Origin of the sequence: Marinobacterium sp. xm-a-152, from assembly GCF_013282965.1 — a bacterium.
In the GTDB taxonomy this organism is placed as follows: Bacteria; Pseudomonadota; Gammaproteobacteria; order Pseudomonadales; family Balneatricaceae; genus Marinobacterium_E.
Genome location: NZ_WBYI01000004.1, coordinates 34,477 through 50,745, shown reverse-complemented (window position 1 = coordinate 50,745; position 16,269 = coordinate 34,477). Strand labels below are relative to the sequence as shown.

The 16,269-nt window shown below is 50.2% G+C and carries 16 protein-coding genes; all 16 read left to right on the top strand.

What is annotated here, in order from left to right; translation table 11 throughout:
- The first annotated feature begins 183 nt into the window (after positions 1-183).
- The 16 genes from XMA152_RS04620 (at position 184) to XMA152_RS04545 (ending at position 16,240) form a co-directional block, all read left to right on the top strand.
- A complete protein-coding gene (locus tag XMA152_RS04620) occupies positions 184-438 on the top strand; it encodes a DUF4212 domain-containing protein (RefSeq protein ID WP_173482871.1) in 255 nt (84 codons plus the stop codon).
- Positions 439-448: 10 nt separating this feature from the next.
- The gene (locus XMA152_RS04615) at positions 449-2,164 is read left to right on the top strand and encodes a sodium:solute symporter family protein (protein WP_173482870.1); all 1,716 of its coding nucleotides are present in this window, start codon (positions 449-451) and stop codon (positions 2,162-2,164) included.
- Between the two features lie 244 nt (positions 2,165-2,408).
- Positions 2,409-4,235 (top strand): DUF294 nucleotidyltransferase-like domain-containing protein, encoded by a 1,827-nt coding sequence (locus tag XMA152_RS04610; protein ID WP_173482869.1) that lies wholly within the window; start codon positions 2,409-2,411, stop codon positions 4,233-4,235.
- A gap of 40 nt (positions 4,236-4,275) precedes the next feature.
- Positions 4,276-4,896, top strand: coding sequence for a 3'-5' exonuclease (locus tag XMA152_RS04605; RefSeq protein ID WP_173480382.1), 621 nt, complete (start codon positions 4,276-4,278; stop codon positions 4,894-4,896).
- A 79-nt stretch (positions 4,897-4,975) separates the two neighbouring features.
- Positions 4,976-5,626 carry a cytochrome c biogenesis heme-transporting ATPase CcmA gene (ccmA, locus tag XMA152_RS04600; protein WP_173482868.1) on the top strand — a complete coding sequence of 217 codons (651 nt, stop codon included), beginning with the start codon at positions 4,976-4,978 and terminating at the stop codon, positions 5,624-5,626.
- Positions 5,626-6,306 carry a heme exporter protein CcmB gene (gene ccmB / locus XMA152_RS04595; RefSeq protein ID WP_173480384.1) on the top strand — a complete coding sequence of 227 codons (681 nt, stop codon included), beginning with the start codon at positions 5,626-5,628 and terminating at the stop codon, positions 6,304-6,306. The genes ccmA and ccmB overlap by 1 nt, the downstream gene beginning before the upstream one ends.
- 5 nt (positions 6,307-6,311) lie before the next feature.
- Positions 6,312-7,061, top strand: a complete 750-nt coding sequence (ccmC, locus tag XMA152_RS04590; RefSeq protein ID WP_173480385.1) for a heme ABC transporter permease CcmC — start codon at positions 6,312-6,314, stop codon at positions 7,059-7,061.
- A 55-nt stretch (positions 7,062-7,116) separates the two neighbouring features.
- The gene (gene ccmD / locus XMA152_RS04585) at positions 7,117-7,296 is read left to right on the top strand and encodes a heme exporter protein CcmD (protein WP_173480386.1); all 180 of its coding nucleotides are present in this window, start codon (positions 7,117-7,119) and stop codon (positions 7,294-7,296) included.
- A complete protein-coding gene (gene ccmE, locus XMA152_RS04580) occupies positions 7,293-7,754 on the top strand; it encodes a cytochrome c maturation protein CcmE (RefSeq protein WP_173480387.1) in 462 nt (153 codons plus the stop codon). The genes ccmD and ccmE overlap by 4 nt, the downstream gene beginning before the upstream one ends.
- Positions 7,751-9,712 carry a heme lyase CcmF/NrfE family subunit gene (locus XMA152_RS04575; protein ID WP_173482867.1) on the top strand — a complete coding sequence of 654 codons (1,962 nt, stop codon included), beginning with the start codon at positions 7,751-7,753 and terminating at the stop codon, positions 9,710-9,712. The genes ccmE and XMA152_RS04575 overlap by 4 nt, the downstream gene beginning before the upstream one ends.
- Before the next feature lie 9 nt (positions 9,713-9,721).
- Positions 9,722-10,255, top strand: a complete 534-nt coding sequence (locus XMA152_RS04570; RefSeq protein WP_173480389.1) for a DsbE family thiol:disulfide interchange protein — start codon at positions 9,722-9,724, stop codon at positions 10,253-10,255.
- Positions 10,252-10,713, top strand: coding sequence for a cytochrome c-type biogenesis protein (locus XMA152_RS04565; protein ID WP_173482866.1), 462 nt, complete (start codon positions 10,252-10,254; stop codon positions 10,711-10,713). The genes XMA152_RS04570 and XMA152_RS04565 overlap by 4 nt, the downstream gene beginning before the upstream one ends.
- The gene (gene ccmI, locus XMA152_RS04560; protein ID WP_173482865.1) at positions 10,713-11,960 is read left to right on the top strand and encodes a c-type cytochrome biogenesis protein CcmI; all 1,248 of its coding nucleotides are present in this window, start codon (positions 10,713-10,715) and stop codon (positions 11,958-11,960) included. The genes XMA152_RS04565 and ccmI overlap by 1 nt, the downstream gene beginning before the upstream one ends.
- 46 nt (positions 11,961-12,006) lie before the next feature.
- Positions 12,007-13,650: a cell division protein ZipA C-terminal FtsZ-binding domain-containing protein gene (locus XMA152_RS04555; RefSeq protein ID WP_173482864.1), complete on the top strand. Its 1,644-nt coding sequence runs from the start codon at positions 12,007-12,009 to the stop codon at positions 13,648-13,650.
- Between the two features lie 11 nt (positions 13,651-13,661).
- Positions 13,662-15,989: an NAD-dependent DNA ligase LigA gene (gene ligA / locus XMA152_RS04550; RefSeq protein WP_173482863.1), complete on the top strand. Its 2,328-nt coding sequence runs from the start codon at positions 13,662-13,664 to the stop codon at positions 15,987-15,989.
- Positions 15,989-16,240 (top strand): YheU family protein, encoded by a 252-nt coding sequence (locus XMA152_RS04545; RefSeq protein ID WP_371731417.1) that lies wholly within the window; start codon positions 15,989-15,991, stop codon positions 16,238-16,240. Before ligA ends, XMA152_RS04545 begins: the two co-directional genes overlap by 1 nt.
- The last annotated feature ends 29 nt before the right edge of the window (positions 16,241-16,269 follow it).

Here is a 16,269-nt window from a genome sequence, read left to right as displayed (position 1 = left end):
TGATTTTGGTTATAAAGGTATATCTAAAAGTTTGAAAAATCATTAAAATCAGCCACTTACTTAAGTCTGTGCGACTAAAGTTGCTCTCCTTTTAGGGAGATGGCTTAGGTATGATGTCGACAACTGTGGTAATCACAGCCTTTTTGTTTATAACAACAACTTGTAAAGGGATAGGTTATGTCAATGACCAAAGAAAATGCGCAGGCATACTGGGGTGAGAACCTTCGCATTATTATCACCTACATGGCGATCTGGTTCGTCGTATCGTTTGGATGCGGTGTGCTATTCGTCGACGCTCTTGATCAAATCCAATTCTTCGGCTTCCCGCTAGGATTCTGGTTTGCTCAACAGGGTTCAATTTTTGTATTCGTCGCGTTGATCTGGGCTTACGTGTCTAGCATGAACAAACTTGACGAAAAATACGACGTTCACGAGTAAGGAGTAAATCATGAGTCTTGACGCGTTAACGTTTCTATTTGTAGGTGGCTCTTTCGCCCTTTACATTGGTATTGCGATCTGGGCACGTGCCGGATCAACTAAAGAGTTCTACGTTGCAGGCGGTGGTGTACCACCTGTTGCAAACGGTATGGCGACTGCTGCTGACTGGATGTCTGCTGCATCGTTCATCTCACTAGCGGGTATCGTATCGTTCATCGGTCGTGACGCATCTGCTTACCTAATGGGTTGGACAGGTGGTTACGTACTACTAGCGATGCTACTTGCACCTTACCTACGTAAGTTTGGTAAGTTCACAGTGCCTGACTTCATCGGTGACCGTTACTACAGCAACACTGCTCGTACGATTGCGGTTATCTGTACAATCATCATCTCGTTCACTTACGTGGCTGGTCAGATGCGTGGTGTTGGTATCGTATTCTCACGTTACCTACACGTAGACATCAACACAGGTGTAATTATCGGCATGGCGATCGTATTCTTCTACGCTGTACTAGGCGGTATGAAGGGTATTACTTACACTCAGGTTGCTCAGTACTGTGTATTGATCCTTGCATTCATGGTTCCTGCGATCTTCCTATCAGTTCAGGTAACTGGTCACTTCCTTCCACAGACTGCACTAGGTGCAACTCTGGAGAGCGGTCAGTCAGTACTTGCGACTCTGGATGCATTGTCTGTTGAGCTAGGTTTTGCTCAGTACACTGCAGGTTCTAAAACTACGGTTGACCTATTCTTCATGACGGCTGCACTAATGTGTGGTACTGCAGGTCTTCCTCACGTAATCGTTCGCTTCTTCACTGTACCTCGCGTAAAAGATGCGCGTATCTCAGCTGGTTGGGCGCTTATCTTCATCGCTATCCTTTACACATCTGTACCAGGTGTTGCGGGCTTCGGTCGCGTAAACCTAATCCAGACTGTAAACGGTACTGCTGAAACTGCGGCTTCTGGCGTTGCTAACACGGGTGTTAAATACGAAGACATCCCTGAGTGGTTCGCTCGTTGGGAAAACACTGGTCTTATCAAGTGGGAAGACAAAAACAACGATGGCGTTGTTTTCTACAGCAAAACAGATGCAAACGAGCTAACAGTTAACCGTGACATCATGGTACTTGCTAACCCAGAGATCGCTCAGCTTCCAGCTTGGGTAATCGCTCTAGTGGCAGCAGGTGCGGTGGCAGCGGCACTATCAACAGCAGCGGGTCTTCTGTTGGTAATCTCGACATCGATCTCGCACGACTTGATGAAGAAAACCATCAATCCGAACATCACCGACAAGCAGGAGCTTCTATACGCACGTGGTGCAGCAGTCGTTGCGATTCTTGTGGCTGGTTACTTCGGTGTTAACCCTCCAGGCTTCGTAGCACAGGTTGTTGCATTGGCATTCGGTCTAGCAGCATGTTCTGTATTCCCTGCGATCCTAATGGGTATCTTCAGCAAGCGCATGAACACTCAAGGTGCAGTCGCTGGTATGGTCGTTGGTATCGTATCGACTATGGCTTACATCGTGTACTTCAAGTTCATGGGCGGCACTAAAGACGAAATGTGGTTCGGTATCTCTCCAGAGGGCTTCGGTACTGTGGGTATGATCCTGAACTTCGTTGTGGCTAAAGTTGTCTCTTCTATGACAGCTGAACCACCTGCTGAAATCCAGCAGATCGTTGAAGACATCCGTATCCCACGTGGTGCGGGCGCAGCTCAGTCTCACTAAGAGCTAGCTGACAATGAGAAAGGCGTCCTTCGGGGCGCCTTTTTTAATTGCCGATGGTGGCTTTGTATAGATGTCGGGGTTTGTCGCTGCGCGCCAATTCCCTCCTACAACCTAACTTTGTAGGAACGAATTTAGTGAAACTAAAACCGTGACGCTTTTCAGAAAAAGTTGATTTGAGTTCCTGCAATTTTTTCTAAAACGCGCAATACTCAATTGATTATTCGACGACCGAAGTGAGGGTCCAATGCCTGATTCTTTTAAGATGGGGAATCTCCCTTTTAGCCTGCTGACTGAGTCCGAACAGGAGTTCTTGCGCTCCAATCTTGATATCGGCTACTACCAATCTGGTGAGGTGATCATTAAAGCGGGTGATCAGTCAGAAGGTGTCTATGTGGTCTTTCGAGGTCGCGTAGCAGAGAGTGAGCCTCAGGATGAAGATGATGAGATGCTACACGTCTTCATGCACTATGAGAATGAGGACTACTTTGGTGGTTGGTCCGCGATGCATGGCTCTGCCATTCATAACTTCACAGCCGAAGAGGAGACGATCTGTCATATCTTCTCGACCGATATCCTGCTTGAGCTGATCGACTCGAATCCCGGTTTTGCCGACTATTTCCAACAAAATCTAGCCGCGAAATCAGAAATCGTTGCGCAGCAGGGCGAAGGCCAGGATATGGCTGAGTTTATGCTGGCGACGATAGAAGAGGCGGTGGTTCGTGACCCTCTGATCGTTAATGAAGGGACTAGCATTAAAGAGTCGACTCAACTGATGCGCGAGACTAAGTCGGATTCGGTCTTAGTTCGTCGTGGTAGTCGTATTGGTATGGTGACTGGTACCGATATTCTCAATGCTATTGTTCTCAATGATGGTTCAGTCGATGAGGATGTTGCGACCATCGCGACCTATCGATTGATCACCTGTAAGCCGGACGACTTCCTTTTTAACGCTTTGGTCATTATGACGCAGCAACAGATCGAGCGTGTGGTTGTCATGGAGGGCGATACCCTGGTTGGCGTGGTGCAACTGACGGACGTGCTCTCCTACTTCTCTAGTCACTCGCACGTGATTGGTCTGCGCCTTGAGCGAGCCAGTACGATAGAGGATCTCAGAGAGGCAGCAACAGGGTTGAACAACCTCATCAAAGCGCTGATCTCTACCGGTGTTCGTATTCGTTTTACTATGGATCTTCTTGCGGCGATGAATAAACGGATCATCGCTAAGCTGTTTGATCTGGTGGTGCCGGCCGATATGCAGCCTCACGTCTGCTTGATTGTGATGGGGTCTGAAGGTCGCGGTGAGCAGATCATGAAGACGGATCAAGACAACGCGTTGATCTTTCGTAATGGCCTTAACTGGGCTGAAAAGCGACAGACCATGCAGCGCTTTAGTGAGACGTTAATTTCGTTTGGCTTCCCGCCTTGTCCCGGCAATATCATGGTCTCTAACCCTGAGTGGATCAATTCAGTCGATGACTGGACCCAGAAACTGCAGGACTGGTCGATGAGCAGCGATCCCGAGGACCAGATGCGACTGGCGATAGCGGTGGATGCCAAGCCGGTCGCGGGTAACGTAGCACTGTTTAAAGTGGCTCGAAACTGGTTCCTGCGTACTATGCGTAACAATGATCTGTTCTTCTCGCATTTTGCTAAAGCGGCGGTTGAGTTTGATACACCGTTAACCTTCTTTGGCAATTTAAAAGAGCGTGGAGAGTTGGATATCAAGAAGGGCGGAATTTTTCCTATTGTTCATGGCGTAAGAACCTTCGCGCTTGAGCAGAGAATCCTTGCTACCAATACCTTTGAGCGTTTAGAGGCCCTGGTCGATGCAGGGGTAATGCAAGAGAGTGTCTCTAAAGATATCTCAGAAGCACTAGGTCTGTTTGTGAACATTCGTCTGCGTCAGCAGATCCGTCGTGCAGAGCAGGCAGAGGATGGTATTGACCCAACGCCTAATATCATTGAGTTGCAACAATTGAATAAAATGGATAGAGAGTTGTTAAGGGATGCTCTGTTAGTCGTGAAAAGCTTTAAGAAATCACTAACGTCCCGATTCCATCTGTCGAGCTAAGCTGAATAGTGCTTCTGAACCAAAAGGATATTGGTTAAACATGATATTGCCTCGTGCTATACGCAAATTTAAAGACAAACGTGCGGTTAAAGATCCGCGTTGGGTCTCTCTTTTTGATCAGTATGAGGGTGATGAGGTTGTCTCGTTAGATTGTGAGACAACCAGTCTTGATGTCAGCGAGGCATCAATACTGTCGATTGGCGCCGTCAAAATCAAAGGTAAGCGCGTAAAGACCAGTGATCGTCTTGATATTAAATTGAAACCACCGGCTGATTTGACGGCTGAATCGATCAAAATCCATAAAATCCGCGCAGCCGATCTGGCCGACGGTGTCTCCATTGAGGAGGCGCTGGAGCAGGTGTTGGAGTTTGTCGGTAATCGCCCCATCCTCGGCTACTACGTCAACTACGATATTCGCATGCTCGATAAGTTCTTGCGTCCTGCGTTTGGCTTTGGTCTTCCTAATAAGGCGATCGAGCTGTCGCACGTCTATCACGACATCATTAAGTGGCGTCACGTTGGGGGTGATGTCGACCTGCGGTTCGACACTATTGCTGACAAACTGAATATGCCTATGATTCAACGTCATACGGCGTTAGGTGACGCAATCTCCGTAGCGTTGATGTATGTCCGTCTCAAGCACGGCGATACTCCGCTTTAACTGCTATCTCTACCTGACTACAGATGGTAATAAGGTTATAATTTCGCGAATTGTAATTTGCTAACCTTTTGGAGTCTTTGTGGCGCAGGCGCTTTTAACAGCCCAATCCCTATTTTGTGAGCGTGATGATCGTATTCTGTTCGATCATCTACAGCTGACTGTCTCCGAAGGTGAAATCTGGCAGGTTGAAGGACGCAATGGCTCCGGTAAAACGACGCTGCTGAGTATTTTGTGTGGTCTCAGCTCCCATTATGAAGGTGAGCTCTATTGGCGCGGTGAGCCAATGGATGAGGTGCGTGAACAATTCCTATCAGAACTACTATACATAGGTCACCAAGCCGGTGTCAGTGCCATGTTGACGGCAGAGGAGAATCTGCATTGGCAGTGTGCATTACACCCCTCTTTGGACGCTAGTCGAGCGCAACAAGCACTAGAGAGTGTGGGTTTGAAAGGGTTTGAAGATGTTCCTGCGCATCAGCTTTCCGCCGGTCAGAAGCGTCGTATCGCACTGGCAAAACTCTATATGAGCAGAGCGAAACTCTGGATACTCGATGAGCCGTTTACAGCAATCGATAAAATTGGTGTGGCAGCGAAAGAGGCGTTAATGGTTGAGCACATTCAAGCGGGTGGCAGTGTCATTATGACTACGCACCAGGATCTTAGTGCAGAGATTCCTCTGCATACCATCAATGTTGAACACTTCGCCTCGTCTCAACGGGAGTGGTCATAATGAGTTCCACTCTACAGCTGTTTAAGCAGACTTTTAAGCGTGATCTTACGCTCGCGTTTCGTCGCAAAAGCGAACTGGTGAATCCGCTGATCTTCTTTTTAATTGTCGCGTCACTCTTTCCAATCGGAGTTAGCCCAGAGCCGAATTTTCTCTCTCAGTTAGCCCCCGGTCTGGTCTGGGTAGCGGCTCTTTTGGCAACACTGTTGTCGATGGAGACCCTGTTTAAATCGGACTACGAAGATGGCTCGTTAGAGCAGTTGCTGCTATCACCTCAGCCAGTCTTTTTAGTGGTGCTATCCAAAGTGTTAGCTCACTGGTTGCTATCAGGTTTGGCGTTGACTTTAGTGGCACCCCTTTTGGGTGTGATGTTGTTCTTGCCTTCGGAGGGGATGCCCGGGTTGATGCTCAGTCTGTTGTTGGGCACTCCAACGCTGTCACTGATCGGTGCGATCGGTGCAGCACTGACGGTGGGTCTGCGTCGTGGTGGCGTGTTGATCTCTCTGTTGGTTTTGCCCTTGTATATTCCGGTGCTCATTTTTGGCTCTAGCGCCGTACAAGCAGCAGTAACAGGTTTGCCCCTAGACGGTTATCTGGCGCTGTTGGGGGCTATGTTGGCATTAGCATTGGCATTGGCGCCTATTGCAGCCGGTGCGGCATTACGAATTTCAGTGAGTGGATAAAAGTTATGGCTAGTAGTTGGTTACCTCGTTGGTTCTATCAGTTGGCATCACCTCGTTGGTGTTACTCGATCACCGGTAAATTGATTCCCTGGTTTGCGGCCATTGGTGGTCTTTTGTTTGTTATTGGTCTGGTGTGGGGGCTAGCGTTTGCGCCATCGGATTATCAGCAGGGCAATAGCTTCCGCATTATCTATCTGCATGTACCGACGGCGATTCTGGCGCAGAGCTTCTATATGTTGATGGCGATTGCCGGTGCAATTGGCCTGATCTGGAAGATGAAAGTGGCCGATATGGTAGCCAAATCTGTGGCGCCACTGGGAGCTGCGCTCGCTGTGTTAGCTCTGGCAACCGGTGCTATTTGGGGTAAGCCTACCTGGGGCTCTTGGTGGGTTTGGGATGCGCGTTTAACCTCAATGTTAGTGCTTCTATTCCTCTACTTGGGGGTGATGGCGCTCAACTCGGCTATTGAGAGTGAAACCACAGCCGCTAAGTCGACGGCGGTATTGGCGTTAGTGGGTCTGGTTAACATTCCGATCATTAAATACTCGGTGGAGTGGTGGAACACACTGCATCAGCCAGCCACTTTTAAAATCACAGAGAAACCGGCCATGCCCGCTGAGATGTGGATGCCACTTCTGGTGATGGTGATCGCTCTCTACCTAGTGTTTGGGCTAGCGATGATGTTGCGTCTTCGTAATGAGATTTTAACTCGCGAACGCCGTGCAGGCTGGGTAAAAGAGCTTCTTGGTAGTTAAGGTTTGTGTCAGAAAATGACACTACCTTACAGCCAACTCAAATTTTAGGTGAACTATGGCGTTTGAAACCTTTGCAGATTTTTTAAATATGGGCGGTCATGGCCTGTATGTCTGGTTAAGTTATGGGCTGGGTCTGCTGACCATCGCACTCTGCCTTTATCTGCCCATTATTCAAGGCCGCGAGACTCGTCGTTCGCTTCGCCGCCGCATTCAACGTGAAAGTGTTAAGTCATGAATCCAAAACGTAAAAAGCGATTAATCATTGTTCTTATGATTGTATTTGGCGCCAGTGCCGCGATCGGTCTGACGATGTATGCACTGAGTCAAAACATTAACCTATTCTACTCTCCGACTCAGATTGCCAAGGGTGAAGCCCCTGCAGACACCCGTATTCGTGCCGGCGGCATGGTCGTTGAAGGCAGTGTGAAACGCGATCCAAACTCGTTGCGTGTTACCTTTGAGGTGACCGACTACGAGAACAAGGTTGCCATTGAGTACAGCGGTATTCTTCCTGATCTGTTCCGTGAAGGGCAGGGCATTGTTGCGCAGGGTAAACTTGACGCCTCTGGCACACTGCAAGCCGTTGAAGTTCTTGCGAAGCATGACGAAAACTACATGCCGCCTGAAGTGGCAGAAGCGTTAGAGAAGAGCGGTAAGATGCCGATGCCTTCAAAAGAGGAGTTCAACAAGTGATTGCCGAACTGGGAACCTACTCTCTAATCTTAGCTATGTTTTTAAGCATTCTGCTGTCGGTTGTTCCGATGGTAGGTGCTCAGCGTTCGAGCCTGTTGTTAGTCAGCTACGCTCGCCCGCTGACGATCGGTGTAACTTTTTTTGTTGGTCTGGCCTTTGCTTTTCTGGTCTACGCCTTCTTAACCAACGACTTCAGTGTTGAGTACGTTGCCAATAACTCTAATACGGCCCTACCTTGGTACTACCGTGTCAGTGCCGTCTGGGGTGGTCATGAGGGTTCTCTTCTGCTTTGGGTGCTCACCCTTGCTGGCTGGACTTTGGCTGTTGCTCTGAAGAGTAAAGCCTTGCCCTTGGATATCATTGGTCGTGTTTTAGGTGTGTTAGGCATCATCACGACCGGTTTCCTGTCGTTCGTCATCTTTACTTCAAGCCCGTTCGAGCGTCTTTTGCCTCGTTCACCGGCTCAGGGCGCCGACCTTAACCCACTGCTGCAAGATTTTGGTTTGATTGTTCACCCTCCAATGCTCTACATGGGCTATGTTGGCTTCTCGGTTGCGTTTGCCTTTGCTATTGCAGCCCTGTTGAGCGGACGTATGGATGCCGCTTGGGCTCGCTGGTCACGTCCATGGACGAACGTCGCTTGGGCATTCCTGACGCTGGGTATTGCACTAGGCAGTTGGTGGGCCTACTACGAACTTGGCTGGGGCGGCTGGTGGTTCTGGGATCCAGTCGAAAATGCCTCATTGATGCCTTGGCTGGTTGGCACTGCATTGATTCACAGTCTGGCAGTCACTGAAAAACGTGGCGTCTTCAAAAGCTGGACGCTACTGCTTGCGATCTTTGCCTTCTCGTTAAGTCTGTTAGGAACCTTCTTAGTTCGTTCCGGCGTTCTGACCTCGGTGCATGCCTTTGCATCGGATCCAGCACGTGGTTTCTACATTCTGGTCATGCTTGCGGTTGCCATTGGGGGATCGCTTCTGCTTTACGGTATTCGTGCTGCTCAGGTGAAGAGTGACTCTAGCTTTACCTTGGTCTCGCGTGAAACCCTGCTGTTGGTCAACAACGTTCTACTGACAGTCATCGCATTCACAGTGCTACTAGGCACCCTCTATCCTCTGCTTATTGATGCACTGGGTATGGGTAAAATGTCGGTTGGACCTCCCTACTTCAATGCTTTGACGGTTCCTCTAGGCGCTCTGCTGATGGTGGCTCTGGGTGTCGGCGCGCTGGTGCGCTGGCGTCAAACTGATGCATCTCAACTGCTCAAACGTCTGATCGGTCCTTTAGTGCTTGCCGTCGTCTTTGGCGTCGCAACCATGATGATTCGTGGTGGCGAGGGTTGGGATCACTGGACTTATGTGGGCATTATCTTGGCCTACTGGATCGTCTTCTGTGCACTGGTCGATCTATACGATCGTGCCGGTAAGCGTTCAGGTTCACTCTTTGCCTCACTGAAAAAACTGCCTCGTGCTTACTGGGGTATGCATTTGGCACACTTGGGTATGGCAGTGCTTGCGGTGGGTATCGCGATGGTCTCAGCGTTTACTGAACATCGTGATCTGCGTATGGCGCCCGGTGATCGCCAAGAGGTTGGACAATATGTCTTTGAATTTAAAGGTATCGAGCACGTTGAAGGACCTAACTACACCTCTGACAAGGGTGTCATCAACGTCTACCAGGATGGTCAACTCTACGAAGTCATGACACCCGAGAAGCGTCTCTACACCGCCCGTGGCAACGTGATGACCGAAGCGTCGATTGATGCGGGTCTATTTAGAGATCTCTATGTGGCACTGGGTGAGCCTCTAGAGGGCGGGGCTTGGGCGATTCGTCTCCAGTTTAAACCCTATGTTCGCTGGCTCTGGTTGGGCGGTCTGTTGATGACCTTTGGTGGTTTCCTCGCGGCGATGGATAAGCGTTACCGTAAGATGTCGCAGCGCGATGCGAAATTGGCTTAAGGAGTCGTCATGAAGAAACTGTTTCTATTTGCTCCGCTGGCGCTCTTTATCGGTTTAGGCTTCTTTCTTTGGAAGGGCCTATATCTAGATCCTCGCGAACTGCCCTCAGCACTGTTGAACAAGCCGATGCCTGAGTTTGAATTGACCTCTGTTACTGATCCAAGCCGCAAGCTGACGGTGGATGATTTTAAAGGCGACATCGCACTGGTCAATGTCTGGGCTACTTGGTGTCCCACCTGTAAAGAGGAGCACGCCTTCCTTAATCAGTTGGCCAGCCAGGGTGTCACCATTTATGGCATCAACTATAAAGACGATTTAACCAAAGCGAATGATTGGTTACGTCGCTATCTAGACCCTTACAAAGAGGTTGTTTTTGACCCCCAAGGTCGTCTCGGATTGGATCTAGGGGTCTACGGTGCTCCAGAGACCTACGTGATCGATCAGCAGGGCGTTATTCGTTACCGTCATGTTGGTGCGGTGGATGCAACAGTTTGGCAGGATCTCTCGTCCGTCATTGAGACGATCAAGGGTGAAGCTTCATGATTCGCGCACTGTTTCTGTTGGTTCTATTGTCGAGCTCCAGCTTCGCAGCCATTGATACCCACAACTTCAAATCAGTGGAAGATGAGAAGCGTTTTCATGCTTTAGCGGCTGAACTGCGTTGCCCTAAGTGTCAAAACCAGAATATTGCCGATTCGGACTCCCCCATCGCAAAAGACCTACGCACCGAGGTGTTTCGCATGATCGATGAGGGTGCTGAAGATGAGACCATCATCGATTTTATGGTGACTCGCTACGGTGACTTTGTTCTCTACCGCCCCAAAATGAACAGTCAGACTTGGTTGCTATGGAATGGGCCGTTTTTAGTATTGGGCTTTGGTGTGTTAGTGATTTTTGCGGTTGTATGGCAGCGCCGTTCGCGTCGAAAAGTGAGCGAGGCAGCGCTAAGCTCTGATGATCAGGCACGTCTCGATGCGCTTTTAAAACAGGATAAAGAGTAATGTTGTATTTGTGGTTGGGTATTGCGCTGTTATCGGTCGTAGCAATTCTGTTTGTTATCTACCCGGTTTGGAAACAGTTCAAAGATAAAGTCGATACGGTCGTTACCTCTGACCCGCAACGCGATAACGTCGAAGTCTTTAAAGATCGTCTTCAGGAGTTGGAGCAAGAGGTCGCATCGGGATCATTGTCACAAGAGGACTTTGCCGTTCTTAAAACAGAGCTTGAAAAGAACTTGCTGATTGATGCCAGCACGGAGAGTCGTTCGCTCAGTTCCGAATCGATCTCAACTAAACAGTTTATGGCTGCCTCTTTTATCGCGTTAGTGGTGGTGGTTGCTTCATTAGGGCTTTACGCCAAAGTCGGTAGTGCACCAGCGCTAGAAGTGGCACTGAACATGTCTGAAGATCCATTTGATGGTCGTCAGCCCACGCTGCAAGAAGCGATTGATCAGCTGCGTAAAGAGCTGGAGCTACAACCCGCAAACCCAGAAGGTTGGTATCTGTTAGCCAGCACGCTGATGGGCCAACAAGATTATCAGGGTGCGTTAGAGGCTTATCAAAATACCTTAGCCTACCTCACGCCTCAGGATGTTCAGTACGCGACAGTGATGGGGCAGTTGGCTCAGTCTATGTTCTTCGTTGCCGGTGGCATGACGCCTGAAGTTCGTGACCAAGTTGATAAAACGCTAGCGGCGGAACCGTTCGAAATCACAGCACTAGGCATTTTGGGAATCGATGCCTTTGAGCGTAAGGCCTATCGCGATGCGATTGGCTTCTGGTCAACAGCGCTAATCAATGCCGATGGTGCTTCTGCTCAGTCGTTACAGAATGGCGTTGAGCGTGCTCGAAATGAGTTAATCGCCTTGGGTGAAGATGTCAGCGATATCGAAATGCCTGCGATGGCGGCTATACCCGTAAAAGTTTCAGTGGCTGCTGAACTGCTCGCTAATGTACCAGCAGAGACGCCAGTCTTCATTGTTGCGCGTCCTTTAGAGGGTGGTATGCCACTGGCAGGTGTGCGTTTAACGGCGGCCGATTTGCCGGTTGAGTTGGTGTTAAGTGATGCCAATGCGATGACACCTCAAGCCCGTCTATCGGGTTATGAGACCGTTTCAGTCAGCGCCCGAATCAGCCTCAGTGGTGATGTGACTCCACAGCCAGGCGATATGATTGCGGAAATCACTGATATACCTACAAAAGGTTTGTCTCAACCACTAGAAATAGTGGTCTCTGAAGTTGTAAAGTAGGGGTTTACAAAAAGCATAAATTTCAGTGGTTCAAGGATAGCGTTTAATGGAGTTAAGAGATTGGTTGATGGCGGCAGGTGCCGTGCTGATTCTGCTTATCCTTGTCGATGGATGGCGACGTATCAGCGGTGGCTCCAATCGAATCCGCATGAAGATCGATCCCTCCTCTGAATCGACTGACACTGATGAAATTGCCGATAAACATAATCCTGAACTGCCTAACGGGGGTGCTCGAGTAAAGCGCAAAGTTGAGCGCCCCGATATCGATGCCTTAATGGCAGCCGAAGCTCAGCAAGCCAGTCAAACTGAAGACCCACTTGATAGTCTAACGGCGCAGCCTGAACAATCCTCTGTTGAAGCTGAGCCAGTGATTGATGACCCTCTCGCTGATCTTCGAGTCGATGATCTTGAGCCCGATCCATTTGATAGCCTATCGGATGAAGGTATCGTATCGGCTCCTCGCAAAACCAATCTTAAGCCCAGTGAGCCGACGCTCTCTATTGACAGCCCTGAGTCTGAGAACAGCCCTGAGCTTGAGAGCAGTCCTGAGCCTGTAAGTAGCCTTGAGCTTGAGAACAGTCCTGAGCCTGAAGATAGCACTGAGCCTGAAGAAACGCTTGAGCAACCCATCGAAGAAGCCGTTCTAGAAGAGTCTGTCCAAGAAGAGGCAATCCAAGAGGAAGCCGTTCAGGAAGAGCCCGCAGCACCTGAAGTTGAAATTGCTGACGAGTCACCTGAAGAGGCGCTTGAACAAGAGATTACAGTCGAACAGACTGCAGAGCCAGAGCCAGAGCCAGAGCCAGAGCCAGAGCCAGAGCCAGAGCCAGAGCCAGAGCCAGAGCCAGAGCCAGAGCCAGAGCCAGAGCCAGAGGCTGAACCCGTTGCAGAACAACCTGTCGGTCACGTCGATGACCTATTTGGCCTAGATCTTGATCGCCCAATTCATGAGTTGGTCGATGCGGGCGCCAAAAAAGAGAAGCCAGTTCGTAAACGCAAATCACCTGCCAAAAAGCCGGAACCAGAGGCCAGTGAGTTCGATCAGCTCCTTGAGCCTAATGTGGATGCCGTTGATGAACCGCTTGAGGATATTGAATCACTGGTGAGCTCGCTGCCAGAGATCGAAGAGCCTGAGCTGATCGACCAGGCTGAAGCGATACAGGACTCCGAGACTCAAGAGGCTGCAGTCGCCGCTGCATCTCCATCGACCGGACGACAGTTCCGTGAACTTGACCTCAGTGATCCAGAAACCCGCTTGGTTGTCTTTGTTGTTGCACCCAAGGGTGGCTCCCTGTCGGGTGCTCATATTCAAACCGTGGTTGAACGCTGTGGTATGGAGTTTGGTCAGATGGATCTTTTCCATCGTTTCGAAGACAACAGTGATCACTCACCGATTCAATTTACCATGAGTGATGTGGGTGAACCTGGCTCATTCAATATAGAGACCTTGGCTGACCATGAGACGCCTGCGGTCACCTTCTTTATGTCGATGACCGAACCACGTGATCCTTCCTACGCGGTTGATTGCATGTTGGCCACGGCGGAGACTCTGGCTAAGGCACTGGGTGGCGAGATGCTCGACAGTGATCGTTCAGTGATGCGTCCCCAAACTCAGGAGCACTATCGTGAGTTGGTGAAGGCCTACAAGCTTCGTTCACGCGCTAAGAGCCGTCGTACTCGCAAATCCAAATAAGTCCAAACCTTATGTCGATTGAACAACAGATTCTGGAGCTCAGAGAGCAGCTCCAACAGCACGCCTATCGCTATTATGTACTCGATGACCCCTCGGTCACGGATGCTGAGTATGACCACCTCTATCGCCAACTCGAAGCACTCGAAGCAGACCACCCTGAGCTAGTTACCGCGGATTCGCCAACTCAACGTGTCGGCGCTAAACCCGAGGGTGGCTTCGCTGAAGTGGTACACGAGATCCCTATGCTGAGTCTGAGCAACCAGTTCAATCGTGATGACGTTCATGCATTCTACCGTCGTGCTCAAGAGGGGTTGGACAGCGATGCCTCGCTGGCGATTACGCTTGAACCCAAACTGGATGGTCTGGCCGTCAGCATCCTCTATGAGAATGGCTTTTTGGTTAGAGCAGCGACCCGTGGTGATGGCTCTACCGGTGAGGATATCACCAGCAACGTACGCACCATCCAAAGTGTCCCTCTGAAATTGATGGGAGCGGGTTGGCCAGAGCGTATTGAAGTGCGTGGCGAGGTCTATATGCCGCGGGCTGGGTTTGAAGCGCTCAATCAACAGGCTCGTGAGACGGGTCAAAAGAGCTTTGTGAATCCGCGTAATGCTGCAGCAGGCAGCCTGCGTCAGCTCGACCCATCGATTACCGCCAGTCGTCCTTTGACCTTCTGCTGTTATGGAACGGGCGTTGGTTCCGATGAGCTGCCTGATAGTTACTATGAGACCTTGCAGTTAATTAATAGCTGGGGCCTCAAGATCAGTGATCAAATCGCTCGTGTTGAGGGCGCGGATGCCTGTTTCGACTACATCGAGGCTCTGGGTGCTAAACGTGACGCTCTCCCTTATGACATAGATGGCGTGGTATTGAAGTGCGATTCGCGAGAGGTGCAAGAGACCCTAGGTTTCCGCTCACGTGATCCTCGCTGGGCTACGGCGTTTAAGTACCCTGCCCAAGAGGAGGTGACACAGCTTCTCGATGTTGATTTCCAAGTTGGCCGTACAGGTGCTGTGACCCCTGTTGCTCGTTTAGAACCCGTATTCGTCGGTGGAGTCACGGTCAGTAATGCCACCCTACACAACATGGACGAGATCGCGCGACTGGATGCGAAAGTAGGGGATTGGGTTGTTATTCGCCGCGCAGGTGATGTTATTCCGCAAATCGTCAAAGTGGCAACCGATCGTCGCACCGGTGATGAACAACCGATTGCTATCCCTTCTGCTTGTCCTGTGTGTGGCTCTGAGGTGGAGCGTGTGCAGCTCGTTAAGCGCAGCAAAGGACAGGAGCAGAAGGTCGAAGGTTCGGTCTACCGTTGTGTTGGGCGCCTCAGTTGCAGTGCCCAGTTGAAGCAGGCGTTGATCCACTTCGTCTCTCGTAAAGCGCTCGATATTGATGGTCTGGGCGACAAGGCGATTGAACAACTGGTGGATCGTGAGCTGGTTAAATCACCTGCGGATCTGTTTAGACTGACCAAAGATCAGGTGTTAACCCTAGAGGGATATGCTGAGCTGTCAGCGCAAAACCTGATCGATGCGGTCGGTCAGTCTAAAACCATCTCTCTAGCTCGCTTTATCTATGCCCTCGGTATTCCTGAAGTAGGGGAAGAGACGGCTCGAACTTTAGCGCTAAGTTTGGGGACGCTTGAACGAATTCGTCAGGCGCAGTCTCGTACGTTGACCCTTCTTCCAGATATTGGTCTGGAAGTAGCCCATGAGATTACCCACTTTATGGCGGAGGAACATAACCAGAAGGTTCTGGATGATCTCCTGTCGTTAGGCATTCAACTGGAAGAGCAGGAGCAGATTGCCGCCAAGCTGCAGGCCAGTGTCAGCTTTGCTGAGCTGATTGAGGGGTCTAACATTAAAGGTGTAGCAGCGACCGGTGCTAAGGCTTTGGCAGCCCATTTTGAAACAGTCGAAGCGCTTTTGGCTGCAGATGAAGATGCGCTTAAAGCTGTGCCTAAATTGAGTAGTCGTGCGGCAGCTGGCGTCCTAGAAGCGATCCAAGATGAGACTTGGTGCCAACAGTTGCAGCGTTTTGAAACGCAGCTGATTGAGTTCGGTATGCATTGGTACTCTGAGAGAAGGGTCAGCGACGCCAGTGCGCCATTAGAAGGGCAGACTTGGGTACTTACTGGTACGCTTGAAACTATGGGACGCAGTGAAGCGAAAGCGCTTCTTCAAGAGATGGGTGCGAAGGTCTCTGGCAGTGTATCGTCCAAAACGGATGCGGTGGTCGCAGGACCAGGTGCTGGGTCCAAATTGGCCAAAGCAGAGCAGTTGGGCATCCGCTTGCTAGATGAAAATGAATTTAACCAGTTGTTAGGAAGAGTGTAGTGATTGTTCCAGCGAATATGCTTTCGGATGATGCCCTACGTGGCATGATCGAAGAGTTTGTTACCCGAGATGGGACAGACTATGGTGAACAGGAAGTGAGTCTTGAAGAGCGTGTCGAAGAGGTGAGAGAGCAGATCCTTACCGGTAAAGCGCTGATCATGTTCGACAGTAAAACCGAGACCACAACCATTATCCCTGCTGAAGATCTTGCCAAGATTCAGCAGCAGAACGCAGAGCAAGCCTCAGAATAAGCGATTAGCTGATTAAACCTGGCTCAAGC